Annotated in this window: 23 protein-coding genes; 7 read left to right on the forward strand and 16 right to left on the reverse strand. The window is 42.7% G+C overall.

The features are described from left to right. Positions 1-61 precede the first annotated feature (61 nt). A complete protein-coding gene (locus AC3E9V_RS03885) occupies positions 62-1,042 on the forward strand; it encodes an aldo/keto reductase (protein WP_488751876.1) in 981 nt (326 codons plus the stop codon). Between the two features lie 31 nt (positions 1,043-1,073). On the opposite strand, the gene AC3E9V_RS03890 is transcribed toward AC3E9V_RS03885, so the two are convergent. The 3 genes from AC3E9V_RS03890 to AC3E9V_RS03900 all read right to left on the reverse strand — a co-directional run bounded on the left by AC3E9V_RS03890 (position 1,074) and on the right by AC3E9V_RS03900 (position 5,304). Beyond that, entirely contained in the window at positions 1,074-1,772 is a 699-nt protein-coding gene (locus AC3E9V_RS03890; RefSeq protein WP_488751877.1) for a TapB family protein, read from the reverse strand. Positions 1,773-1,865: 93 nt separating this feature from the next. Then, positions 1,866-4,271, reverse strand: a complete 2,406-nt coding sequence (locus AC3E9V_RS03895) for a ribonucleoside-diphosphate reductase subunit alpha (protein ID WP_488751878.1) — start codon at positions 4,269-4,271, stop codon at positions 1,866-1,868. A gap of 40 nt (positions 4,272-4,311) precedes the next feature. Continuing rightward, positions 4,312-5,304: a ribonucleoside-diphosphate reductase small subunit gene (locus AC3E9V_RS03900; protein WP_488751879.1), complete on the reverse strand. Its 993-nt coding sequence runs from the start codon at positions 5,302-5,304 to the stop codon at positions 4,312-4,314. Between the two features lie 495 nt (positions 5,305-5,799). Here AC3E9V_RS03900 and rplU point away from each other — a divergent pair, with 495 nt between their 5' ends. Together rplU and rpmA are read left to right on the forward strand one after the other, a co-directional pair. Next, positions 5,800-6,111 (forward strand): 50S ribosomal protein L21, encoded by a 312-nt coding sequence (rplU, locus tag AC3E9V_RS03905; RefSeq protein WP_488751880.1) that lies wholly within the window; start codon positions 5,800-5,802, stop codon positions 6,109-6,111. A gap of 6 nt (positions 6,112-6,117) precedes the next feature. Then, complete coding sequence (gene rpmA, locus AC3E9V_RS03910; protein ID WP_488751881.1) at positions 6,118-6,378, forward strand: 50S ribosomal protein L27; 261 nt, start codon at positions 6,118-6,120, stop codon at positions 6,376-6,378. A 95-nt stretch (positions 6,379-6,473) separates the two neighbouring features. On the opposite strand, the gene AC3E9V_RS03915 is transcribed toward rpmA, so the two are convergent. From AC3E9V_RS03915 to AC3E9V_RS03955, 9 genes are all read right to left on the reverse strand, one after another. Further along, positions 6,474-6,968: an NUMOD4 domain-containing protein gene (locus AC3E9V_RS03915; RefSeq protein WP_488751882.1), complete on the reverse strand. Its 495-nt coding sequence runs from the start codon at positions 6,966-6,968 to the stop codon at positions 6,474-6,476. Between the two features lie 171 nt (positions 6,969-7,139). Further along, entirely contained in the window at positions 7,140-7,589 is a 450-nt protein-coding gene (locus AC3E9V_RS03920; RefSeq protein ID WP_488751883.1) for a sterol desaturase family protein, read from the reverse strand. 7 nt (positions 7,590-7,596) lie between these two features. Then, the gene (locus AC3E9V_RS03925; protein WP_488751884.1) at positions 7,597-8,442 is read right to left on the reverse strand and encodes a 4-hydroxy-3-methylbut-2-enyl diphosphate reductase; all 846 of its coding nucleotides are present in this window, start codon (positions 8,440-8,442) and stop codon (positions 7,597-7,599) included. Positions 8,443-8,472: 30 nt separating this feature from the next. Next, positions 8,473-9,159: a lycopene cyclase domain-containing protein gene (locus tag AC3E9V_RS03930; protein ID WP_488751885.1), complete on the reverse strand. Its 687-nt coding sequence runs from the start codon at positions 9,157-9,159 to the stop codon at positions 8,473-8,475. Continuing rightward, positions 9,156-9,995 (reverse strand): phytoene/squalene synthase family protein, encoded by an 840-nt coding sequence (locus AC3E9V_RS03935; protein ID WP_488751886.1) that lies wholly within the window; start codon positions 9,993-9,995, stop codon positions 9,156-9,158. Before AC3E9V_RS03935 ends, AC3E9V_RS03930 begins: the two co-directional genes overlap by 4 nt. Positions 9,996-10,004: 9 nt before the next feature. Then, complete coding sequence (locus AC3E9V_RS03940; RefSeq protein WP_488751887.1) at positions 10,005-11,474, reverse strand: phytoene desaturase family protein; 1,470 nt, start codon at positions 11,472-11,474, stop codon at positions 10,005-10,007. Further along, positions 11,474-11,986: an RNA polymerase sigma factor gene (locus AC3E9V_RS03945; protein WP_488751888.1), complete on the reverse strand. Its 513-nt coding sequence runs from the start codon at positions 11,984-11,986 to the stop codon at positions 11,474-11,476. The genes AC3E9V_RS03940 and AC3E9V_RS03945 overlap by 1 nt, the downstream gene beginning before the upstream one ends. Before the next feature lie 244 nt (positions 11,987-12,230). Beyond that, positions 12,231-13,127 carry a MerR family transcriptional regulator gene (locus AC3E9V_RS03950; RefSeq protein ID WP_488751889.1) on the reverse strand — a complete coding sequence of 299 codons (897 nt, stop codon included), beginning with the start codon at positions 13,125-13,127 and terminating at the stop codon, positions 12,231-12,233. 76 nt (positions 13,128-13,203) lie between these two features. Beyond that, positions 13,204-13,839, reverse strand: a complete 636-nt coding sequence (locus tag AC3E9V_RS03955; protein WP_488751890.1) for a carotenoid biosynthesis protein — start codon at positions 13,837-13,839, stop codon at positions 13,204-13,206. A 55-nt stretch (positions 13,840-13,894) separates the two neighbouring features. On the opposite strand from AC3E9V_RS03955, the gene AC3E9V_RS03960 reads away from it, so the two are divergent. Then, positions 13,895-14,200 carry a DUF4286 family protein gene (locus AC3E9V_RS03960; protein WP_488751891.1) on the forward strand — a complete coding sequence of 102 codons (306 nt, stop codon included), beginning with the start codon at positions 13,895-13,897 and terminating at the stop codon, positions 14,198-14,200. Here AC3E9V_RS03960 and AC3E9V_RS03965 read toward each other — a convergent pair. The 3 genes from AC3E9V_RS03965 to serS all read right to left on the reverse strand — a co-directional run bounded on the left by AC3E9V_RS03965 (position 14,197) and on the right by serS (position 18,207). Continuing rightward, positions 14,197-14,643: a GNAT family N-acetyltransferase gene (locus tag AC3E9V_RS03965; RefSeq protein WP_488751892.1), complete on the reverse strand. Its 447-nt coding sequence runs from the start codon at positions 14,641-14,643 to the stop codon at positions 14,197-14,199. The genes AC3E9V_RS03960 and AC3E9V_RS03965 overlap by 4 nt on opposite strands. 50 nt (positions 14,644-14,693) lie before the next feature. Continuing rightward, positions 14,694-16,838, reverse strand: a complete 2,145-nt coding sequence (locus AC3E9V_RS03970; protein ID WP_488751893.1) for a prolyl oligopeptidase family serine peptidase — start codon at positions 16,836-16,838, stop codon at positions 14,694-14,696. 88 nt (positions 16,839-16,926) lie between these two features. Beyond that, the gene (serS, locus tag AC3E9V_RS03975; protein ID WP_488751894.1) at positions 16,927-18,207 is read right to left on the reverse strand and encodes a serine--tRNA ligase; all 1,281 of its coding nucleotides are present in this window, start codon (positions 18,205-18,207) and stop codon (positions 16,927-16,929) included. A gap of 254 nt (positions 18,208-18,461) precedes the next feature. On the opposite strand from serS, the gene rho reads away from it, so the two are divergent. After that, complete coding sequence (gene rho, locus AC3E9V_RS03980; protein WP_488751895.1) at positions 18,462-20,078, forward strand: transcription termination factor Rho; 1,617 nt, start codon at positions 18,462-18,464, stop codon at positions 20,076-20,078. 718 nt (positions 20,079-20,796) lie between these two features. On the opposite strand, the gene AC3E9V_RS03985 is transcribed toward rho, so the two are convergent. Continuing rightward, positions 20,797-21,714, reverse strand: coding sequence for a hypothetical protein (locus AC3E9V_RS03985; RefSeq protein WP_488751896.1), 918 nt, complete (start codon positions 21,712-21,714; stop codon positions 20,797-20,799). A 48-nt stretch (positions 21,715-21,762) separates the two neighbouring features. On the opposite strand from AC3E9V_RS03985, the gene AC3E9V_RS03990 reads away from it, so the two are divergent. Together AC3E9V_RS03990 and hutI are read left to right on the forward strand one after the other, a co-directional pair. Further along, a complete protein-coding gene (locus AC3E9V_RS03990; protein ID WP_488751897.1) occupies positions 21,763-23,040 on the forward strand; it encodes a replication-associated recombination protein A in 1,278 nt (425 codons plus the stop codon). 141 nt (positions 23,041-23,181) lie between these two features. Continuing rightward, positions 23,182-24,399 carry an imidazolonepropionase gene (gene hutI, locus AC3E9V_RS03995; protein WP_488751898.1) on the forward strand — a complete coding sequence of 406 codons (1,218 nt, stop codon included), beginning with the start codon at positions 23,182-23,184 and terminating at the stop codon, positions 24,397-24,399. Positions 24,400-24,401: the final 2 nt, after the last annotated feature.

A 24,401-nucleotide genomic window follows, 5' to 3' on the forward strand; every position in this document is an offset into this window, starting at 1 on the left:
TCCAGTTGAAGGAAAAGAATTAACTTTTTTATGCTGCTCTATATTTCATAGCTTTTGGTTTATGAAACGCTCAACTTTTGGAAGCTCCGGATTAAAGGTATCAGAAATGGGACTGGGTCTTGCGGCACTTGGAAGGCCGGGTTACATCAATTTAGGTCATAGTGAGGATCTGAGTCAGGGGTATGATGAGCGACGAATGGAAACCCAGACTCATCAGATGCTTTCTAAAGCAAATGATATGGGCATTAATTATTTTGATGCCGCCCAATCTTATGGTAGAGCCGAGTTGTTTCTCAGTTCCTGGTTGAAAAATAATTCTGCCAGGGATATTTCTGTCGGATCGAAATGGGGCTATTACTATACCGCCGGCTGGTCGGTGCAGGCTGAACATCACGAAATCAAGGAGCATACGATAGAGCGACTGAATCAGCAGTGGCCGCAAAGCAAAGAACGGCTGAACTCGAACCTGGTCCTTTACCAGATCCATTCAGCTACCTTTGAAAGCGGAGTCCTGGAAAATAAAGCTGTACTGGAAAAGCTCGAAGAAATAAGGTCTGACGGCTATATAATCGGACTTTCGCTCAGCGGGCCGAAACAATCTGATGTATTGTCAGAAGCGCTGAAGATACAAATAGGGGATAAACCTTTATTTGGAAGTGTACAGGCTACTTTTAATCTTTTGGAACAATCAGCAGAAGAGGCTTTAAAGAAAGCTGCGGATCAGGGGCTTGGTATTATTATCAAAGAAGGAGTAGCCAACGGTCGGCTGACCAGCCGCAACCAGGATGCGCCTTACATGATGATACTCCAACCCATGGCAAAAAAACATGAAGTATCCGTGGACACCATTGCGTTGGCATATATCCTCCATAAAAAAATTGGTCATGTTACGTTGAGTGGTGCGGCAATACCAGAGCACCTGCTGTCTAACGTAAAAGCCACTGAGGTCCCATTGTCTGAAAAAGAAGTCCGCGAGCTGGATGCCCTGCGCATGCGGAGTGAAAATTACTGGGATCTGAGGAATAAAATGGAGTGGAATTAATAAAGGCTGCCAGAAGCAGCCCTTTGCCATCTTATTTTTCGAAACTGGTGAGTAGAGTATAGGTATCCACCTCACCTTTCTTGTCATAGTTTTCGGCTTTCACCGTACCTACACCTTCTGCTACCCAGGTGGCTGAAGTAAAGGTTGTTTCGCGGTTCATACCCATCATAGACATTTTTGAGATGGTTGTCTGAGTGATTTTGTAGGCTTCAAAGGTGCCTGCTGGCGTAGTGATCGTTTCTTTTTTCTCTACATTTCTGGCAGTGAAAGTCATATCCATGGTGGTATTCATATTGACACCTCCGGATCCCATTTTAACCGTGACTTTACCAGTGCCATCAGGTAGTGATTGTCCGGCTTCCAACTCGCTCGGGATTTCCAGGAAATCACCTTCTACAGTTACTTCCATATCCTGGTAGTTTTCCATGATTTCATCCGGGATGAAGCGCTTCATGTCCATTTTGATGGTGCCATCTTCACAGATCACCTCATACTCTCCTTCGTTTACAAGCTTGTCTTTTTTATCAAAGATTTTATTGCTTACTACCACCGTGTTTCCCTCTACAGAGGTGACGGTGCTTTGTGTTTTCCCAATTTCTTTGCCATTGGATTTATAATTTGTCATTTCAAAACTTACATCCTCCTGAAACGGGAAGTAAGCGTTTTCGCATTGGGCATAGCCTGAAAGGACAAAGGTCAGGCAGATTGAATAGGTCAATAGTTTTTTCATAGCAAGCTAATTTTGGACGTTTGATCTAATCTAATAAAAAAGCCCCACTTTTCAGTGAGGCTTTGACTATCAAAAATAGCAGATTATTAATTATTAACTACCACACATTTCGCAATCGTCAGGATTATCTAACGAACATTGCATGGCTGACTGATTTTGTGCTTTTTCAGCTTCCATGTCAGCAGAGTTCTGAGCCTGCTGTTGTTGCTGTAGCTGAGGTTGCGCTTTCTGCTCTTTCTCCACAGTAAACTTGATCGCATCTGTCGCAGCTTTGGTTCTGAGGTAATACATGCCTGTTTTCAGTCCTTTTTTCCATGCGTAGAAGTGCATAGAGGTCATTTTACCAAAGTTTGCATCTATTAAGTGGATGTTTAGACTCTGGCTTTGGCAGATGTAGGCTCCTCTGTCAGCTGACATATCGATGATCGCCTTTTGAGAGATCTCCCAAACGGTTTTATACCGCTCCTTGATGTCTTCAGGGATCTCAGGAATGGCTTGTATAGAACCATTTGCTTCCATGATCCGGTTTTTCATACGGTCATTCCACAAGCCTTTAGCGATCAGGTCAGTCATCAGGTGCTTGTTCACCACAATAAATTCACCCGAAAGTGTCCTGCGCGTATAAATGTTTGAAGTATAAGGCTCAAAACACTCGTTGTTACCAAGAATCTGTGAAGTAGAAGCTGTAGGCATAGGGGCAAGAAGCAGTGAGTTTCTTACTCCGTTCTTACGAACCTTTTGCTTTAGGTCATACCAGTCCCAACGTCCGGAATCAGGCTCTACTCCCCACATGTCAAACTGGAAGATACCCTTGGATACGGGTGATCCTTTGTACGTTTCATATGGCCCATGCTGTATGGAAAGCTCCATGGATGTTTCCATAGCTCCATAGTAGATTGTTTCAAAGATCTCAGCATTTAGTTTTCTGGCTTCCGGAGAGTCAAAAGACATCTTCATCAGCATAAATACATCAGCGAGGCCTTGTACTCCAATACCGATAGGTCGGTGTTTCATGTTGGAGTTTCGTGCTTCCGGAACCGGATAGTAGTTGATATCAATAACTTTGTTCAGGTTGCGAGTAGCCACTTTAGTGATCTCATAAAGCTTCTGATGATCAAAGCTCCCGTCTTCTTTTACAAACTTGGGAAGTGCGATAGATGCCAGGTTACAAACTGCTACCTCTTCCGGAGAGGTGTACTCCATGATCTCTGTACACAGGTTGCTGGACCTGATCGTTCCCAGGTTTTTCTGGTTAGACTTTTTGTTTGCATGATCCTTATACAGGATATAAGGTGTACCGGTCTCTATCTGAGATTCCAGAACTTCAAACCATAGATCCTGCGCTTTGACAGTCTGTCTGGCTCTCCCTTCCTTCTCGTATTTTTCATAAAGCTTTTCAAACTCGTCACCATAAGTATCATACAGGTTAGGAGCTTCATCAGGGCTGAAAAGAGACCACTCTCCGTTTTCTTCCACTCGCTTCATAAATAGATCAGGGATCCATAGAGCATAGAATAGATCGCGAGCTCTCAGCTCTTCCTTACCGTGGTTTTTCTTCAGTTGAAGAAACTCGAAAATATCTGAGTGCCATGGCTCAAGATAGATAGCAAAACTTCCCTTTCGCTTACCACCGCCCTGGTCCACGTACCGGGCCGTCATATCGAAGTTCCGAAGCATTGGCACTATACCATTGGAAGTACCGTTGGTGCCTTTGATATAGGCTCCGGTTCCCCGTACATTATGAATGCTTAGGCCTATACCACCTGCAGACTGAGAGATCTTGGCGCATTGTTTTAATGTATCATAGATACCGTCAATGCTGTCATCTTTCATGGTCAACAGGAAGCATGAAGAAAGCTGTGGCTTTGGAGTACCTGCATTAAACAGGGTAGGAGTAGCGTGTGTAAACCACTTTTCCGACATCAGGTTGTAGGTCTCTATCGCCGCATCTATGTCATCCATATGGATCCCTACAGAAACCCGCATCAGCATGTGCTGTGGTCGTTCCGCGATTTTACCATCAAGCTTCATCAGGTAAGATCGTTCCAGGGTTTTATATCCAAAGAAGTCGTAGTTGTAATCTCTTTTGTAATCAATAGCGTCATCCAGTCGCTTGGCATTGGCGCGGATGATGCCATACACTTCCCTGGAGAGAAGAGCGGCGTTTTCGCCTGTTTTTGGGTTTACAAAGGTATAAAGCCGTTTCATGGTGTTAGCAAACGACTCTTCAGTAACCTTATGCAGGTTAGATATGGAGATCCTGGCAGCCAGCCTTGCAAAATCCGGATGACGGGTGGTCATGGTTGCGGCTATTTCTGCAGCAAGATTATCCAACTCTATGGTAGTAACCCCATCGTAGAGACCATCGATAACTTTTTTGGCGATCTCAACAGGCTTTACAAAATCTGCATTGAGACCATCACAAAGTTTTTCTATTCTGGCGGTAATCTTATCAAATTTGACGGACTCATGTCTTCCGTCTCTTTTTACTACTAGCATGTTTTATACGGCGATTTAGTAAATAGGAAAATGGGTTATTCTAAAAATCTTCATCTAAGCTAAATTTAGGCTTAGCATCATCATTGCTGTTTTTGCTACTGTCCATTACTCCTGCCTTCTGGTATTCTCCTACTCGTTTTTCGAAGAAGTTGGTTTTACCCTGAAGTGAGATCATATCCATAAAATCAAACGGATTTGTTGAATTGTACACTTTAGGGCATTCCAGTTCGGCGAGAAGTCTGTCAGCAACAAACTCAATGTACTGACACATAAGGTCAGCATTCATCCCGATCAGCTTGACCGGCAGGGCGTCTGTAACAAATTCTTTTTCGATAGACACTGCATCGGTAATAATGCCTGTCACTTTCTCTACTGAAAGCTTATTCACTAAGTGTTTGGTATAAAGCAGACATGCAAAGTCGCAATGCAGTCCTTCATCTCGTGAGATCAATTCATTGGAGAATGTAAGTCCCGGCATCAGGCCTCTCTTCTTAAGCCAGAAGATTGAACAGAAACTTCCGGAAAAGAATATCCCCTCCACGGCGGCAAAGGCGATAAGTCGTTCGGCAAAGTTTCCATTGTCAATCCATCGTAGTGCCCAGTCAGCTTTCTTTTTCACACAGTCCATTGTTTCTATGGCGTTGAAAAGTCGGTCTTTTTCTTTGGGCTCTTTTACGTAGGTATCTATTAATAAAGAATAAGTTTCTGAGTGGATATTTTCTATAGCGATCTGAAATCCGTAGAAAAACTTCGCTTCAGTGTACTGTACTTCTGCTACAAAATTTTCTGCTAAGTTTTCATTTACAATTCCGTCACTGGCGGCAAAAAAGGCCAGCACATGCTTGATAAAATGCCTTTCGCCATCATTTAGTGAGGCCCAGTCTTTAAAATCCTGACTAAGATCTATTTCTTCTGCTGTCCAGAAGCTGGCTTCTGCTTTTTTATAAAACTGCCAGATGTCATCCTTCTGTATAGGGAATAAGACAAATCGATCTTTGTTTTCTTTTAATATGGGTTCTTCTACTTGGCTCATAATAGCTTAATTTATTTAATGTTTTCCACTAGACAAACTGAATGCTAACATTGTTATCCACAGCCTGAAATAGTTATCCACATTTATGATCGTTTATCCACAAAGACAAAATGGCTAAGCCCCCGATGTTTAAAATCGCGGTTTTATGAGTGTTTTGTCAAGTTTTGGGATACAGCCCAGAACGAAAGTGGTTTATTTTTTTCTAGCTGCGTTTACAAATGTGTAAAAACTCCGTGGAAAAGTCAAGCGATTTGGGTGGTCGGATAGGGGACTCTGAAAAGCAGTAAAAAAACCATATAACTTACTGTAAAAAAGGTGGTTAGATAGGATTTTCCTAAGGAGAACTTCATTAAAAAACGGGCGAAAAGGCGGATAAAAAAAGTGAAAAAAATCTTAATTTTTTTTTAACACGGTTTTAGGGTATAGGATAGTTTGAAATTTCAAACACTTCTCATATCTTTGCAATCCTTTTTTGGAATAAGCAATAAATAAAACATGTACGCAATAGTAGACATAGCCGGAAAGCAATACAAAGTTGAGAAAGACAATTTTGTGTACGCACCATTACTTGAAGGTAAGGAAGGGGCAAAAGTAGATTTTGATCAGGTGTTGTTGGTTGACAATGACGGCAAAGTGAAAGTTGGTGCTCCTACTGTGAAAGGTGCTAAAGTATCCGGTAAGATATTAGAGCATGTAAAAGGAGACAAAGTAGTTGTCTTCAAGAAGAAAAGGAGAAAAGGATACAAAAAGAAAAACGGTCACAGACAGGATTTTTCTAAGGTTTTAATTGAAGACATTAAAAGTTAATATCCCATGGCACATAAGAAAGGTGTAGGTAGTTCGAAAAACGGTCGTGAGTCAGAAAGTAAACGGCTAGGTGTAAAGATATATGGAGGCCAGAAGGCTATAGCTGGTAATATCATTGTTCGCCAGCGAGGAACCAAGCATCATCCTGGTAACAATGTAGGTTTGGGTAAAGATCACACATTGTTTGCTTTGATCGATGGAACTGTACGCTTTCAGAAAGGTCGCCAGGATCGTTCTTATGTACATATTGATCCGGTTTCTGAATAATACAGGCAATAACAGACCTATTATTCTATTTCTAAGATATAAAAAAAGCCTCGTGATCACGAGGCTTTTTTTGTAGTCTGATCTTTGATCCTGGCCTAAGCCTTAACTTCAACTGGCTTTTTTCTGGGTCTTCCAGGCAATACAGTGTCGGGCTTAAATCCGTTTTTGTATCGCTTCTTCCTGGTTTTCCATACTTTGAAGTTGTTTTTATTGCCCACTTCAAACTGCCACTTCATGTGATCGGAAGCTGACATCCACTTTAGGTTTTCAGCTTTGTTGTTCCTGGGGTTGTTGTCCTCATGAATGATCATGGTCAACTCCTTAGGATTCTCATTTTTAACAAAAGCCTTTGCTACTTCTTTGTGCGGATACACCGTCCTTCTACGCTTCTCATCATCAATCAAATCCAGAAAGTAACACTTACAGGCTTTGTTCCAACGCTGGCGCATCATTTTACCTCTGATCTTCATGTTGGTTTTACTGCCTTTGTGCCACGTAGTTCTGGTTTTGCTTCTGATCTTTCCTCTGTTCGAGATTTCATAATTACTAAAGCCCTCTATAGGAGCCCAGGTTTCATCTTGGTTTGCCATTTGCTTGTTTTATTTTTTGGTTGAAAAACAAGCCGGTTCTTAATGGTGTTTTATAATTCGCTTAATGATTTGATAAATGTAATGTTTTCTGACGAACTATAAATATGATTTCGGCTAATTGTTGAAATATATCTACGAATGACGGTATTTGAGGCGTGGACGGTACGTGCATTACTTTCCATTAGGTTCATATTTTCTGGGAGCGTACAAAAAGCCAAAGGCTTCAGCATTTTCTTTGGTGTGGGTTTCATGGTGAATATAGTGGGCATGCATGATTCGCTTCATGTATTTACTTCTGGTTTTAAAAGGAATTTTGATACGACGATGCACTATGATGTCATGAAAGATAAAATAGAAAATGCCGTAACCCAGAATGCCAAATCCTATAAACTTCAACCACCCCACCCCGTGATATTCATATCCCGCTACTATCAAGAGAATAGACGGAATGCTAAAAACAAGGGCAAATAGATCATTCATCTCCAGGGCATGTTTGTGCTTTTTGTGATGTGATCTATGCCAGCTCCACAGAACCCCGTGCATCACGTATTTGTGTGTTGCCCAGGCTACTCCTTCCATAAAAAAGAAGGTCCCAATGACCAGTAATGTATTGACTACCACATGCATCTTAGTATGCCAGTAACTTTTCTCGTACTTCTTCCATCAGCCACATAGGTGTGGAAGTAGCTCCACAGACCCCAATGGTGTCGTTTTGTTGAAACCACCTTTTGTCCAGTTCTTCTTTAGTAGACACGAAGTAGGCGTTTGGATTATTTTCCTTGCATATATCATAGAGAACTTTTCCATTGGAAGATTTAGTTCCGGATACGAAGATAATTTTATCAAATCGCTTAGCATAATCCCGAAGCTCTTTATCCCTGTTGGAAACCTGGCGGCAGATGGTGTCGTTGGCATTTACTTCAATGCCTGCTTCGGTCAACTTCGACTTAATGTGATAAAAGTTATCAGTACTTTTTGTGGTCTGACTGTATAAAGTCATTTGTTTGGGCAGGCTTTCTATATCAAGCTCTGCCAGATCCTGGAAAACCACTGCTTCATTATTGGTTTGGCCAAGTAACCCCACCACCTCGGCATGTCCGTGCTTCCCGTAGATGTATATCTTTTCATCTTTGTCAAAAGAGTTTTTGATCCTGTTTTGGAGTTTAAGCACCACGGGACAGGATGCATCTATTAATGTAAGGTTATTTTCTACGGCCAGCTGGTAGGTACCCGGAGGCTCACCATGCGCTCTGATAAGGACTTTTTCATCTTTGATGTAATGGAGGTCCTGGTGGCTGATGATCTTGAGTCCTTTTGCTTCCAGCCGCTTTACCTCTTCATCGTTGTGCACAATGTCACCAAGGCAGTAAAGGTGCTGCTCCTCATTGAGGATCTCCTCCGCCATTTCAATAGCATATACCACTCCAAAGCAAAAACCGGAATTCTGGTCAATATCTACCTTGAGGTTTAGCATGATCTTATAACCTTGTTTTAACGCCTGTGTTCAAAATTTGTAATGCTTTTTAAACCACTCAAAAAAGTTGACATTCATCAGCAACAAGAGTAATGAATATACACAATCTTCAACTGGTATAGTGTATAACCTTATGGCCAAATTTTCACGATTGTCATACCACACCACCTGCTCTTCAATAAAAGATCCTGTCAGGATCCCGTTTACTACAAAAAAGGGTATCAGGTGGAAGAAATAGCTGATCCAGAACTTACCAAACCATGCCGGGTTTCTTAAAGAAACAAAGCCTAAAAAGATGCCGCCAAAAAGAAAGTTCCAGAAAGTATAAGCTCGCTCCTGATTTAGTAAGGCAAGAGTTATTAAACCGGCAGAGATTATCATTGAAACCAGTGACAGACTTTTGGTGGTATTAACTGAGGGCAGGAAATAAAGGACGCATTCGTAAATAAAAACACTGGCGAATGGCACGGTTATAAAGAATAGCCATTCTTCTATGGGGAGGCCAAGGAAATAGATGCCTGTGAGGTACATGGGATTAAAGCCCCATACCCCGTTTTCAGTGAAAATCACATCCCATATGATGAAGAACGCTGCTGTAATGAACAGCCCGGGCCACAGTGCTTTCCATTTTTTGGCATACCGGATACGTGACTCAAATGACCTGACCAGCGGGAATGATATGGTAAAAGCATTCAGTAGCAGATACAAACTATTCATCCCAGGGAGTTGAGTTTATTGAGAAATAAGGTTTTTGAGAGTAGTATTATCTTTTTGAAATCAGGTATCCTTATCCGCTCATTCAAAATTCCGGAAGACGATACGCGCTGGATCTTATTGAATAACTTGAGGTAGTAAATATAGGCGAGGTACACTCCGGCTCTGGAGCCTTTTGGCAGTTTTTTGATCCCTTCCAGGGCGGCGTGAAAGTCATCCTGAATATCCTTTTCAATTTGTTTTTTTTCAGCCTCCGTAAACGTTTCAAAATCTACTCCCGGAAAATATATCCGCCCACGGTCTTTGAAGTCACTTTTGATATCTCTTAAAAAGTTCACTTTTTGGAATGCAGCACCCAGCCGTTTAGCCGCTGGGCTTAGCTGGTTGTATTTTTCCTGATCACCTTCACAAAATACCCTAAGGCACATAAGTCCTACGACCTCTGCAGAGCCATGGATGTACTTTTCATATCCAGCCTGATTATAGGACTCTTTGTTCAGGTCCATTTCCATACTATATAAAAAAGCATCGATCAGGTCTTTTTCTATATGGTACTCGTTTACCACCTTCTGAAATGAATGGAGGACAGGGTTGAGGCTTATTTTTTCTTCTATGGCTTTGTGAGTGTCCGCTTTGAAGCGATTTAGAAGACTTGATTTATCGTACTCATGAAAGGTATCGACAATCTCATCTGCGTATCGCACAAACCCGTAGATAGCATAAACCGGCATGTGAAATCGCTTGTGGAGGGTTTTTATACCAAGGGTAAATGATGTGCTGTAATGCTGAGTGATCAGCTTACTGCACTTAAGGGTTGTTTGGGTATACAGGTCCAGCATAGGCCTAAATTACTCAAAATCTTTAGCTATTTCGCGTGCTACTACCTCACCTGAAATGATGGAAGGAGGCACCCCGGGGCCAGGTACGGTAAGTTGACCTGTGAAATACAGATTTTTTAACTTTTTGTTTTTAATTGAAGGTTTTAAAAGGGCTGTTTGCAGCAGCCTGTTTGCCAAGCCATAGGCATTTCCTTTAAAGGAGTTATAATCGTTTTGAAAGTCATTATGAGCAAAGCTCTTTTTTGTGATTACATGATCCCGGATTTTGGTTCCGGTGTATGCTTCCAGTCTGTCCATGACGAGGTTGTAATATTTTTCCCTGATTTCTTCTGTATCCTCCAGTCCAGGCGCTACGGGGATCAAAACCACCAGGTTTTCGCATCCTTCGGGAGCCACACCCGGATCTGTTTTAGAAGTAGCTGAGGTATACAAAAGGGGCTTAGAAGGCCACTGTGGGTTTGTATATATTTCTTTAGCGTGCTGCTTAAAGTCTTCATCAAAGAAGAGAATGTGGTGTTTCATTTTGGGTAGTTTCTTATCCACCCCCATATAGAAAAGGAGGGAAGATGGCGCCATGATGCGTTTATCCCAGTACCGGGGAGTGTAATTACGGTACTCTTCCGGTAAGATCTGCTGATCTATATGATGGTAATCCGCACCGCTTACGACTATATCCGTGATGTATTCGTTGTGGTTGGTTAGGACCTTTGTGATTTTTCTGTTTTCTATTGCAAACTCTGTAACTGTTTCGTTAAATCGAAATTTTACACCCAGGCTTTTAGCCAGGGAGACCATCCCCTCAATGATCTTGTGCATTCCACCCATGGGATACCAGGTGCCCAGGGCCATGTCAGCATAGTTCATCAGACTATACAGGGCTGGGGTTTTTTCCGGTGTACTTCCCAGAAACAGCACGGGAAATTCCATGAGCTGGATGAGTTTTTCATTTTTAAAAAACTTGCGAATATGCCCACTCATGGAGCTAAACACATCCATTTTTAACAGACCCGTGAGTATTCGTGGATCTATAAATTCTGTGACTGATCGGCTGGGTTTGTAAACCAGATCGTTGATGCCGACTTTGTATTTAAAGGCAGCCTGATGAAGAAATTTTTTTAATTGACCAGCACTGCCGGGCTCGATTTTTTCAAACAGATCTTCGAGCTCAGTCATAGAGGCAGGAAGGTCTATATCTTCTTCCTTAAATTTCACACGATAGGAGGGGTCTAGCCGGATGAGATCGTAGTAATGACCTGGCGTTTTATCAAATTGATTGAAAAATCGCTCAAACACATCCGGCATCCAGTACCACGATGGCCCCATGTCAAAAGTAAAGCCAGACATTTTTAATTGTCTGGCTCTGCCACCTGCAGTAGCATTCTTTTCCAGAAGTATAACTTCGTTTCCGGCTTTTGCCAAATGGCAGGCTACCGATAGTCCGGCAAAACCTGAACCAATGACACTTATTTTTTGACCCATTAGTTCTTTTTGCCGTATACTTTGAGTTTGCCTTTTAGTTCTTTTCTTGCAATATGAATACGATTTTTCACTGTACCAATGGGTATACTTAGCTTATCAGCAATTTCGTGATATTTAAACCCTCTGAAGTGCATCATAAAGGGAACCCTATACGAGTCCTGAAGTCTTTCAATCGCCCCATTGATATCTCTCATCGCAAAATTAGTGTAAGCACTATTTTGAATGATGCTATCGCTGGAGTTAATGTAATGAAGATTATCAGTGGTATCTATGAACGTATTTCTTCTCACCATTCTCTGGTAGTTGGTGATGAAAGTGTTTTTCATAATAGTATACATCCACGCTTTCAGGTTTGTTCCCTCTGCAAATTTGTCCCGATTAGTGAATGCTTTTAGGATAGTCTCCTGCAATAAGTCATTTGCATCTTCCATGTCTTTTGTGAGTTTGAGTGCAAACGGCTTAAGTGAACTTGTCAATTGATCTACTTTATAGCTGAATTCTAGTGCTGTCATGGTTGTGGTCTATTTTTTGTTTAATTCAAATGTATGAAAGGTTAAACAAAATATCAAACTTTTGTTTAATTTTTCCTTTGATTTGATAAACAATATTACGTGTATAGACATATAAAAGTTACAAAAATACAAAGAAAAAGCCTTTCCAAATATATTGAAAAGGCTCAGGGTTTGTTTTTGTACCGTATTCCGGTTTTTTGTTTTTGTTTAAGGAATATTAAAAATATGATAATGTTTTATTGAATCAGGCGACATGCATTGACTTTTCTTCAATCATTTGGGTCAATTGCTCCAGCCTCGTGAAGATCTTAACATTCCCGGGTGTATTTATATCCTGTCCTATTACCTGAAAACCTGTTAATAATATTGTGCAATCGGGAAATCTTTCACTCAACTGATCTACATAGCTCTGGACGTCTTTTGGTCCGGGTACCGTAGTAAGTACAGACAGGATATATTCAGGCTTGTGTATTTCATGGACTGACTCCAGGTCAACCAATGGAAGTGACTGACCGAGGTAAATGGTCTTGTTTTGTCTGGATTTGATGATATAATCAGCAAACAACAGGCTTAACTCATGAAGTTCTCCTTCTGGTAAATAGAGAATGTATTTATCGGCTTTATCCTGAACAGCATTATATTGACCGTCAATAGCTACAATCAGCTTTTGTCTTACCAGGTTGGATATGAAATGCTCCTGAGCCGGATTGATAGCTCCGGTTTGCCAAAGGACACCAATTTTTGATAGAAATGGATAGATAATATTCATCATCGTTTTCTCAAAGCCGAGTTTGAGAATGTTGGTAGAGATGATTTTTTCAAAACGTTCTTCATCCAAATCTACCATGGATATGGTCAAAGCATGGATCTGCTCCGGATACCGCAGGTTCCTCTCGGTGAGCTTGAGCACCTCACGCTGCATATCTCCTTCGGTCATTTCAGCGATCTTGGAAATCTTTATTCCATTTTCTTTGAGGAGGGCAACATTGAGGATGAGCTTCAGATCCTGATCATCATAATACCGGATATTGGTATCAGTTCTTTTCGGTTTGATGAGTTCGTATCGCTGCTCCCATATCCTTATGGTATGCGCTTTAATTCCCGATAAATGCTCTAAATCCTTAATTGAAAATGTACTCATCCCTCTGTAAACTTACCAAATCACCGTCATGCCAGTTGAAGCTTTAAATAATTAAACCACTTGATTTTCAAAGTGTTTAAAAAATTAAATTTAAAATTATTATTAGTCCGAAGTAAAGAGTTTGACCGCATAGTAATGGAATAACCAACTTATTTGGTTGTAAAAACTTAAAATTTACAAAAAATATTTGAATGATGCCACCTGTCACGAACCAGCCCAGGTAATTTTCAACAGGTATATTACCTTCCCAAATCCAGTAATCTAAGAAGACAGCTACCGGCTCGATCAATAGGTCCAGGAGCACCATTCCAAGAGAAGCAAGCAAAACAGCCAGATACTTTTTACCAGTCATACGTTTGGCAAGCATTCCAAATGCATAGGAAAGCAGAAACCAGTTTACTCCTATAATAAGGGGTACACTAAATAATTTTATGCCAAGTGTTTTTCCATAGGAGTAATCTCCAAATGGAAATCCTGTATTGATGCCCAGTACCTCTACAGAAAAACCGATAACGAATGAAAGGATAAAGAAAAACAACAGGTTTTTTACTGATCCCCTGTGACCGTAAACCAATAGCATAAAGGATAGTAACAAGCTCCAGGGAGTAAGAGAGATCATCAGGGGGCGGGTTTCCGATAACATAGTACCTGCAGCGCCCACCAGATGAAATAGTACTATAATAAATGCTATAACTTTGTGTTTTTCAGACATTGGGCTAGGAACCAATATGACGGCCGGAAGGTTTGACTAAAATTAAGTACAAGGGATGATATTATACAATGTAACTGTAAATGTAGAGGCATCTATCGAAGAAGAGTGGATTAGCTGGATGAAGGAAACGCACATACCTGAGGTATTAGATACTGGCTGTTTTACAGGCCACAAGTTTCTTAAACTGTTGAATGAAAGCCCTGAGGCCCAGGGGAATACCTATGCTGTTCAGTACTTTGCCCCCGGAATAACCAGCCTGAACAGGTACCTGGATAATCATGCTCCGGCTATCCAAAAGAAAACCATTGAAAAGTATCAGGATAAGTGTGTGGCATTCCGAACATTCCTGGAAGAAGTTTAAAAATCCATGTTGCAATTTAGCCAGCCGTCTTCCAGGTTGGTTTCATATTTTTTATAGAAATTGATGGCTGGCTCATTCCAGTCCAGTACCTGCCACATCATTCCTGTTGCGTTGGCTTTCTTGCCGATTTCGATGGTTTCATCAAAAAGCATTTTCCCGATCCCTAATCCTCTTTTAGACTCGGTCACTACAAGGTCTTCAAGGTAGATCCGCTTGCCTTTCCAGGTGGAGTAGCGCCAGTAGTAAATAGATATCCCGTGGATCGCTCCGTCTTCTTCAGCTACTATAAATCCATAAACCGGATGATCACCAAACCCGTCTTCTTTCATCATCTGCAGTGTGTTGGTAACCTGTTCCGGTGCTTTTTCATACAGAGCAAGCTCTTTGATAAGCTCCAGAGCCTGGGGAAGGTCCTTTTCTGTTCCTCTTCTGATTTTTACCATGATTCAAAAATAAGGAACCTCCCGGCTTATTCCGGGAGGTTTCCTGGCTTTTACATGCCCTTTTTGGCAATATCCGGGATGACACCCATGTTATACCAGGCAAAAGCATATTTATCGGCTTCTTTCTCTATGGTTTTTGAGATAGGAGTGCCGGCACCATGCCCGGCATCAGTTTCTATCCGGATCAGTACAGGATTAGCCCCGGCATGCGATTCCTGGAGTTCAGCAGCAAACTTGAACGAATGTGCAGGAACCACCCGGTCATCATGATCAGCTGTGGTGACCAAAGTTGCCGGGTAGTCTACGCCATCCTCAATGTTGTGTACCGGGGAGTAGCCAAGCAAATAATCAAACATCTCTTTTGAATCTTCGGACGTACCATAGTCCGAGGCCCAGCCTGCCCCTGCCGTGAATTTGTGGTACCGAAGCATATCCATTACGCCAACGGCCGGGAAAGCTACCTTTGCCAGGTCGGGTCGCTGAGTCATGGTAGCACCAACCAGGAGGCCACCGTTAGACCCGCCTGCAATAGCCAGGTAATCACTGGAGGTATAGTTGTTTTCGGTCAGGTATTCGCCAGCTGCTATGAAATCGTCAAAGACATTTTGTTTCTGCATTTTGGTGCCTGCTTTATGCCATTTCTCCCCATATTCTCCTCCCCCTCTAATATTTGGCTGGGCATATATCCCACCATTTTCCAGCCAGAGAATTCGTGATGTGCTAAAGGTTGGCTTTAAACTTACGTTAAACCCGCCATAGGCATAGAGGTAGGTTGGGTTTTTGCTGTTTTTTTCCAGTCCTTTCTTGTATACGATAAACATAGGAACCTCCGTGCCATCTTTGCTATTATAGAAAACCTGCTCAGTGACATAGTTTTCCGGGTTAAAATCAATATCTGGTTGTTCATACAGTTCAGACTTTCCGTTTCCCACATTGTATTTGAAAATAGTAGAAGGGTAGGTGAAGGATGTGAAAGTATAGTAAAACTCTTTTTCCTTCATTTTACCTCCAAACCCATATGTGGTACCAATAGCGGGCAGTTCTACGTTTCTGATAAGTTTTCCCTGCAGGTCATATTGCATGATAGCTGTTTTGGCGTCTTCCAGGTAGCTGGCAAAAAGGTATCCGCCACCAGAGTTGGTTGATAAGACATTTTCGGTTTCCGGGATCAGGTCAGTCCAGCTTTCTGTGGATGGGTTTTGGATGGTAGTCTCTGCCACTTTCTTATTTGGAGCATTGTAGTTTGTTTGTATAATAATACGATCACCATCTGTGGTTACTACATGCTCCTCGGTTTCCATATCTTCATCTACTGGTATGATCTTTCCATTTGGATCTTCCAGGTCCTGGATAAACAAAACATTCCCGCTTGTGCTGGATGCCGCTCCGATGATTAAATACCTGTCGTCTTCTGAGACACCTCCGAAGATATACCTGTAAGGCTGAGATTCACCTCCGAAAATCAATTTATCTTCGGACTGAGGAGTGCCTAGCTTATGAAAATAAAGTTTGTGATACTGAGTCCTGGCGGACAATTCACTACCGTCCTCGGGTTTATCGTAGGAGGAATAGTAAAAGCCTTCCTTTCCTTTCCATGAAACACCGCTGAATTTGATATTATGAAGGGTGTCTTCCACGATTTCCCCTGTTTGCGCGTCCATAACCAGCGCTTTTCTCCAATCTGACCCACCAATCGAGATCATATAAGCCAGGAGGCTGCCGTCTTCTGTGAACTCTGACCCGGCCAGTGAGATGGTGCCATCATCTGAAAATTTATTCGGGTCAAGAAACACTTCCGGTTCATCATCAATGGATTGCCTGCGGTACCAGACACTTTGATTTTGAAGACCGTCATTTTTGAAGAAATATTCATATTTTCCATGTTTGGAAGGAGCTGATACTCTTTCATAGTCAAAGAGTGTTTTTAAGCGCTCCTCCAGTTTATCTCTAAACGGAATAGACTCCAGGTACGCAAAGGTTACTTCATTCTGGGCTTTTACCCATGCTGCAGTTTCTTGCGACCTGTCATCCTCCAGCCACCTGTAAGGGTCAGGGACCTTCACCCCAAAATAAGTGTCTACTGTATCTACCTTTTTAGTCTCAGGGTAGTTCAGGTCAGTTTGTTGCTGTGTATCAGTACTTGTCTGGCAGGCGCAAAGCAAGCCCGATACCAACAGGTGTAGTAGTCTCTTCATTACTAATATGATTTTGTTGGTTGTAGCTATGAAGATAATTCAACAAGACCTTTTAAGGTTTGCTTAACCCCCTATATTATATGAGCGGTTATTTTCTGATGCTTTTGAAACCAGTATAAGGTTGAAGGACTTCAGGGATCATGATCTCATTATCTTTTTGACCATTTTCCAGAATAGCCGCCAGTATACGAGGAAGCGCTAACGCAGATCCATTCAAAGTGTTGGCAAGTATTTTCTTACCACTTGCATCCTTAAATCGCAGCTTTAGTCTGTTTGCCTGATAGTTTTCAAAGTTTGATACGGAGCTTACCTCCAGCCATTTTTTCTGTGCTGCTGAGTAGACCTCAAAGTCATAAGTAAGCGCGGAGGTAAATCCCAGATCGCCACCGCAAAGACGCAAAATGCGGTAAGGCAGACCAAGCGATTTGATAAGTCCTTCTACATGAGCGACCATTTCATCAAGCACCTGATAGGACTTGTCAGGATGGGCTATTTGCACGATCTCTACTTTATCAAACTGGTGAAGTCGGTTTAGTCCCCTCACGTGTGATCCCCATGATCCTGCCTCTCTTCTGAAGCAAGGTGTATAGCCCACATGTTTAATGGGTAAACTGGCTTCATCAAGTATGACATCACGATAAATATTAGTGATGGGTACCTCGGCAGTAGGAATTAAGAATAAATTGGAATCTGTGATCCCGTACATCTGCCCCTCTTTGTCCGGAAGCTGTCCGGTACCATAGCCGGAGTCTTCATTGATAAGTATGGGAGGCTGTACCTCCATGTATCCCGCCTCCAGCGCCTGATCCAGAAAGTAGTTGACCATAGCGCGTATCATCCGGGCTCCCTCTTTCATGTAAAAAGGAAAACCGGCGCCCGTTACCTTATTCCCCAGCTCAAAATCGATAATGTTATATTCGGCAATGAGGTCCCAGTGTGGTTTAGCGTCAGGACTTAGCTCAGGAATGTTGGCGTCCTCCAGCTTCACCACCTCATTATCCTCATCACTCCTTCCTGCCGGGACGGACTCATGAGGTATATTAGGAATGTTATACAGTTTTTCTTTTAGCTGATTTTCCAGGCCGGAAAGCGCTTCACCCAGCTTTTTGTTTTCTTCTTTTAGTGCAGAGGTTTCCTGTTTAGCAGCTTCGGCTTCATCTTTTTTACCTTCCTTATACAACTGTCCGATTTGTTTGGCCAGCTGGTTTGATCTGGCTTTGATGTCATCCAGAGATTGCTGTGTTTTTTTTCGTCGGTCATCCAGGTCAATTAGCTCATTTAAAAGGGAAGAGACATCTTTCAGGCCTCTTTTTTCCAATCTTTTAATAAAAATTTCCAGGTTTTCCCGGACAGCTGAAACTTGTAACATCAGAGCACGTTTTAGTTAAGTGTGCAAATTAAAGGGCATTCTCTATAATAAAGAAACCGGCGGGGAGTAAAAATTGAGTGATAATGCCTTATAGAATTCTTTTCTTTATATTTGCTAAATAAGTTGCGTTGGCATATACTTGTGCATCAATTCAAGTGACTATCACTTAATTTTTATCCATTTCGATTATTTTATTTCACAAACCCGCAGTTTCTAACCAGCGGACCCGTTATTAAAACCCACAATTTTGATTTATGTACACTTTAGACGATTTGAGTGTAAGGCTCCTTTCTGAACTGAGAGAAATAGCCGAAGATCTTGGCGTTAAAAACGCTAAAAAAACAGCAAAAAAAGACCTTATTTACGAGATTCTTGATAAGCAGGCTACGCTTCCTGAAAGCGAAATCAAAAAGATCAAGAAAGAAGAAAATAAATCCACTCAGGAAAAAGAGAAGCCTGCTAAAAAAGCTCCAAAAAAGAAAAGAGAGAATGTAAAAGACTCTCCCGAAGGGCAAAAAGACAGCAGCAAAAGCGCTGATGATCTATTGAAGTCTCTGGATATAGAGATAGACGAGACCACTAAAAAAGCAGATACCAGTATCGATTCTAAGAAATCTAATCAGGGGGCAAAAGAGAATAAAGAACAGCCCAAAGATCAGAAAGATAATAGAGATCAGAAGAGCGATAGAAACGATAGAGGGGACAGGCGTGATCACAGAAGCAAAAAGGCCCAGTTTAATGAAGACGTCAAAGATTTTGATGGTGTGATCGAGAACGAAGGTGTTCTGGAGATCATGCAAGACGGTTATGGCTTCTTGCGCTCAAGTGACTATCACTACCTGGCCAGCCCGGATGATATTTACGTTTCTCCTTCTCAGATCAAGCTTTTCGGACTGAAAACCGGAGATACTGTAAAAGGTCAGATAAGACCCCCGAAAGACGGAGAGAAGTATTTTGCACTGCTCCGGGTAGAAAGTGTAAATGGCAAGACTACTGAGGAGATCAGAGACCGGGTGGCTTTTGAGTACTTAACTCCGCTATTCCCTGAACAGAAATTAAAGCTCAGTACCAAACCTGATAATTACTCCACGCGAATTTTGGACCTTTTTGCCCCAATAGGGAAAGGTCAGCGGGGTATGATCGTGGCGCAGCCTAAGACCGGTAAGACAGTGTTGCTGAAAAATGTAGCCAATGCCATTGCGGAGAACCATCCGGAATGTTACCTGATGATCCTGCTGATCGATGAGCGACCAGAGGAGGTAACTGATATGGCACGATCTGTAAAAGCAGAAGTAATTGCTTCCACCTTTGATGAGCAGGCTGAAAAGCATGTAAAAGTTGCAAGCATAGTGCTGGAAAAAGCAAAACGTATGGTAGAGTGCGGTCACGACGTTGTGATCCTGCTGGATTCTATTACCCGTTTGGCAAGAGCTTACAATACAGTAGTGCCTTCTTCAGGAAAGATCCTTTCCGGTGGTGTGGATGCCAATGCACTTCACAAGCCTAAGCGATTCTTTGGTGCAGCGAGAAATGTAGAAAATGGTGGATCTTTGACCATCATTGCTACAGCGCTGATCGAGACTGGCTCTAAAATGGATGAGGTGATCTTTGAGGAATTCAAGGGAACGGGTAACATGGAGCTGCAGCTTGACAGAAAACTGTCCAATAAGCGTGTTTACCCTGCGATTGATGTGCCTGCATCTGGTACGCGTCGTGAGGACCTGCTGATGGATAAAGAAGAGCTTAGTCGAGTATGGATCCTGAGGAAGTTTATGGCAGATATGAATAGTAATGAAGCCATGGAGTTCTTACTCAGCAAAATGAAAGGAACCAGAAACAACGACGAGTTCCTGGTTTCCATGAATGGATAATCAATCTGTTCTCAGAATCAGAAAAGATATTAAAGCCGGAGTGTTTCATTCCGGCTTTTTGTTTGCCTGCATGGCAACATTCTATAGGGTTAAAGTCCTGAATGAGCCTATTTGACGGGAATCATTAGCTGATGGCAAGGGTGCCCCGAGTAATCGGGGATCTGACTAGCCGTCCGCAAAAGAAGCCTAAAGCAAAAGCTGGTGCCAACGAACAGGAACAGCATATAAGGTCTACCAAGGGGACAAGGTGGCAATAGACACTGAAGCCCAAAAGTCAAACATAACCCTGGGTGATAAATGCTGTGGTATCAGCAGGGAGGATGTAGCCTTAACATGGTAGGTCCTGTGTTGCCGAGGGGTGTCAGGAAGTCAGCAGCGGCCATAGTACCGATTGAAAATGAATCAATAACCATCTTAGGGAAGGGCCAAATCTTTAAATCAAAGAGCAGTTACCTGTAAACTGTAATAACCTTAAGAGAACAGACAAATACCGTGGAGTTCAGATGCATCTGCCAGGAGCAGAAGAATGGGGCAGAGGTACTTAGCCTGTCAGGACACTATGGTTTAATATTTAAAGAAACCGCCAAGTACGATAGACGTACGCTGGGTGGTGGCGACTATGCTGAAGCTTCAGCGCAAGCATGTGAGAGGACGACAAAGTTGGGAGTAATTACCTACCTTTGTCTCCTACTCGATTGATTGTACAAGGAGCTTATTTTTAACGGTATTTGGCTTTACTTCGGTCAAATGAGCCATCGCGGATAAATACATACTCCTTCCCGTTCTCATTGAAAGTAAACTGGTTTTTTGTCTGAAAGAGCATCGTATTTTCTCCTGATGCAAACAGTAGTCCGTTTTCAGGGTCCATATTCATCGTATAGATCTCGGGAGGACTTGTTGGGTTTATTTTAGTAAGCTCAGAAAACGTATCCTCGTCAGGCATTCTCAGGTACCGCATACCAATTAGCTCCAGCTCAGCATTAAGCTCCAGTACTTCAAAAAGCTCCGGGAAGGGTTGTCGGAACACCCAGTAACTGTCCCCTGACTTAAACCGTCCGTACATCAGAGCTTTGATAGTCGTCATGTTTTCTTTAGTGTTTTCACTGGGGTATAGTTTTGTGGATAGCTGAATAGCTAATGTCAGCTTATCTGCTATAGACTGTGTGTAGCTCTTGACACTATCTTCGAAAAATTCGGGGATCGAAAAGTAAATAAAGGATTGCCGTGTGGAAAGTCTTCCATTCCGGGTTCGCCGTATGGCATTATCATCGTAAGCTCCCACCCGGATGGTTTTCCCTTTTACCAATCTGCCGGCATTGGCCTCCCTTTCCTCAACACTGATTGTATACGGGTTTAGCTCGTTTATTTCAAAATTGAGCTCAAGGTAAGTCTTATCCGTCACGGCCAAAGGCTTGGGTGAGGCGATGTTTTTAATGGTAATGGTTTTACTTCCGTGGTTATAGGTAAATCGATTTATCCACCATTCGTCATCATCCACGTTGTAATAATGGTAGGTAAGCTTATCTTCTAACCACTCAATGGTTTGGGCTAGCTGGACGCTATCTTCGCTCCTCGATTGTGACTTGCAAAGATTAAAAAGCAGTAGGACTGTCAGGCTGGTAATTAGATATTTCATAATTGGTTAGATTCCCTTTAATTTAAATTTAAATATTAAAGTTAGCGAATGAGCATGTTTCAGGATAATTCTCCATTAGCAGAACGTATGCGACCCTCCAATGTAGAGGAATTGATCGGTCAGGAACATCTTGTTGGTGAAAGTGGAATCCTGAAGCGGTCTATAGAGTCCGGCAGGATACCATCGATGATCTTATGGGGGCCGCCCGGCACGGGTAAAACGACCCTGGCCAACATCATTGCCAACCAGGTGAAGATGCCTTTTCATACACTGAGCGCTATAAGCTCGGGAGTGAAGGATGTCCGGGATGTAATTAACAACATCCGGGCGGGGAGTAAGGCCATATTGTTTATTGATGAGATCCATCGCTTTAATAAGTCTCAGCAGGATGCTTTGCTTGGAGCCGTAGAGAAAGGAACAATTACGCTGATAGGAGCGACAACAGAAAATCCAAGCTTTGAAGTAAATGCTGCCCTTTTAAGCAGATGCCAGGTTTATACCCTGGCGCATTTGGATAAGTCGCATTTGAAACTGATCGTTGATAAGGCATTATCCGAAGATCATGAATTGAAAAAGCTCTCAGTAAAACTAAAAGAGACAGAAGCGCTCTTTAATCTCAGTGGTGGCGATGCTCGTAAGCTTTTGAATCTGCTGGAGCTGGTCATCAAGAGTCATGAAAAAGAAAAGACCATTGCAGTTACGGATGAGCGGGTTATTGATGTGGCTCAGCGAAAGACGGTGCTGTATGATAAGAAGGGGGAGATGCACTATGATATCATATCGGCGTTTATCAAGTCGATCCGGGGTAGTGATCCCAATGCTGCCGTATACTACCTGGCTCGGATGATAGAAGGAGGCGAGGACGTAAAGTTTATAGCCCGGCGTTTAGTGATCCTGGCATCAGAGGATATTGGCAATGCCAACCCGACTGCCCTGGTGATGGCCACTACTACCTTCCAGGCTGTCAACGTAATTGGTTACCCGGAGTCCCGCATCATTTTGTCGCAATGTGTAACCTACCTGGCCAGCTCGCCCAAAAGCAATGCCAGCTACGAGGCTATCAACCGAGCCCAGAGTGAAGTGGCCAGGACCGGAGATCTGCCGGTGCCCATGGCTATCCGCAATGCTCCCACTAAGCTCATGAAAGATCAGGGGTACGGAGAAGGATACAAGTATGCTCATGCCTATGAAGGCAATTTCGCTGCGATGGAATTTTTGCCGGAGGAAATTAAAAACACCAAATTTTACGATCCGGGCAAAAATCCGCGTGAAGAGGAGTTGCGGAAGTTTTTGAGAAATCGATGGAAAGATAAATATGGATATTAGGCTTGCAGATTTTACTAGTGTTAAGTTGCAGAATTTATACTACATTAAAATGTGTCATATATAGTTGATTGCCAGTTTACTGTTTCCCTTGATTATTTGTGCCATTAGGCACTAGCTTTGCTCGCCTAAGCCCCATTATCTATGCAAAAGCTCATTGGCCCATTCAGACAGATAATCACCCTTCAGGACCTGCCCTTAAAAGGCGCTCTTTCGGATGACCAGCTGGTTATTATTGAAGATGGCGGTATCGTTCTTGAAGGAGAGCGGATTGTAAAAGTAGATGTTTTCAGTTCATTTAATTTCAGGGATTATGAAGTCGAAACGGTGAGCACAACACAGGTTCTGCTGCCATCTATGGTAGACTGTCATACCCATTTGATTTGGGGCGGTAACAGAGCTCGCGATTATACCATGCGCATGGCCGGGAAATCCTACCAGGATATTCTTGCGGCCGGAGGAGGCATCTTTGATTCGGTATCCAAAACACAGGAAGCCTCCAAAGAAGACCTCATTAAAAACCTGGTCGCCAGGGCAAATCGCCATTTGAGGGACGGTATAACTACCATTGAAGTAAAGAGCGGGTATGGACTGATCAAGGAGCATGAACTAAAACTGCTGGAAGCAATTCGCTCAGGTCAGGCGGAAGTAAGTGCCGACCTGATCCCAACCTGTCTGGCCGCACATGTTTGCCCGAAGGATTTTGAGAGAGAAGCATTTTTAAAGTACCTGGAGAATGAGTTATTACCTCAGGTTTTGGTAAAAGGTCTTTCACGGCGCATAGATATTTTTGTGGAGGATAATGCTTTTCCTGTTGAGCTGGCGAAACCTTATCTGATGGCTGCCAAAAAGCTGGGGTTCAACCTCACCGTACATGCCGATCAGTTTACTACAGGTGGATCCAGGCTGGCTGTGGACCTCATGGCCCAGAGTGCGGATCATCTGGAAGCATCCGGCGAGGAGGATATTAAGGCATTAGCTAACTCGGATGTAATGTCTGTCGCGCTTCCGGGAGCTTCCCTGGGTTTGGGGATGCAGTTCACCCCCGCTCGCAGACTTTTGGATGAAGGTGCAGGACTGGCTATTGCAACAGACTGGAATCCGGGATCCGCACCTATGGGTGATTTGCTGGTGCAAACGGCCATTTTAGGGATTTACGAAAGGCTCACCTCTGCCGAGCTATTTGCAGGAGTTACCTTTCGGGCCGCTGCTGCCCTAGGTCTAAAGGATCGTGGCGTTCTTGCTCCCGGTTATTTAGCTGACTTTATGGCCTTTGATCTGGCGGATTACAGGGATATTTTCTATAATCAGGGAAAGATAAAGCCTTCAGCAGTTTGGAAAAATGGAATTAAAACAGGCTAATC

This window comes from Marinoscillum sp. HNIBRBA16962 (assembly GCF_057801515.1).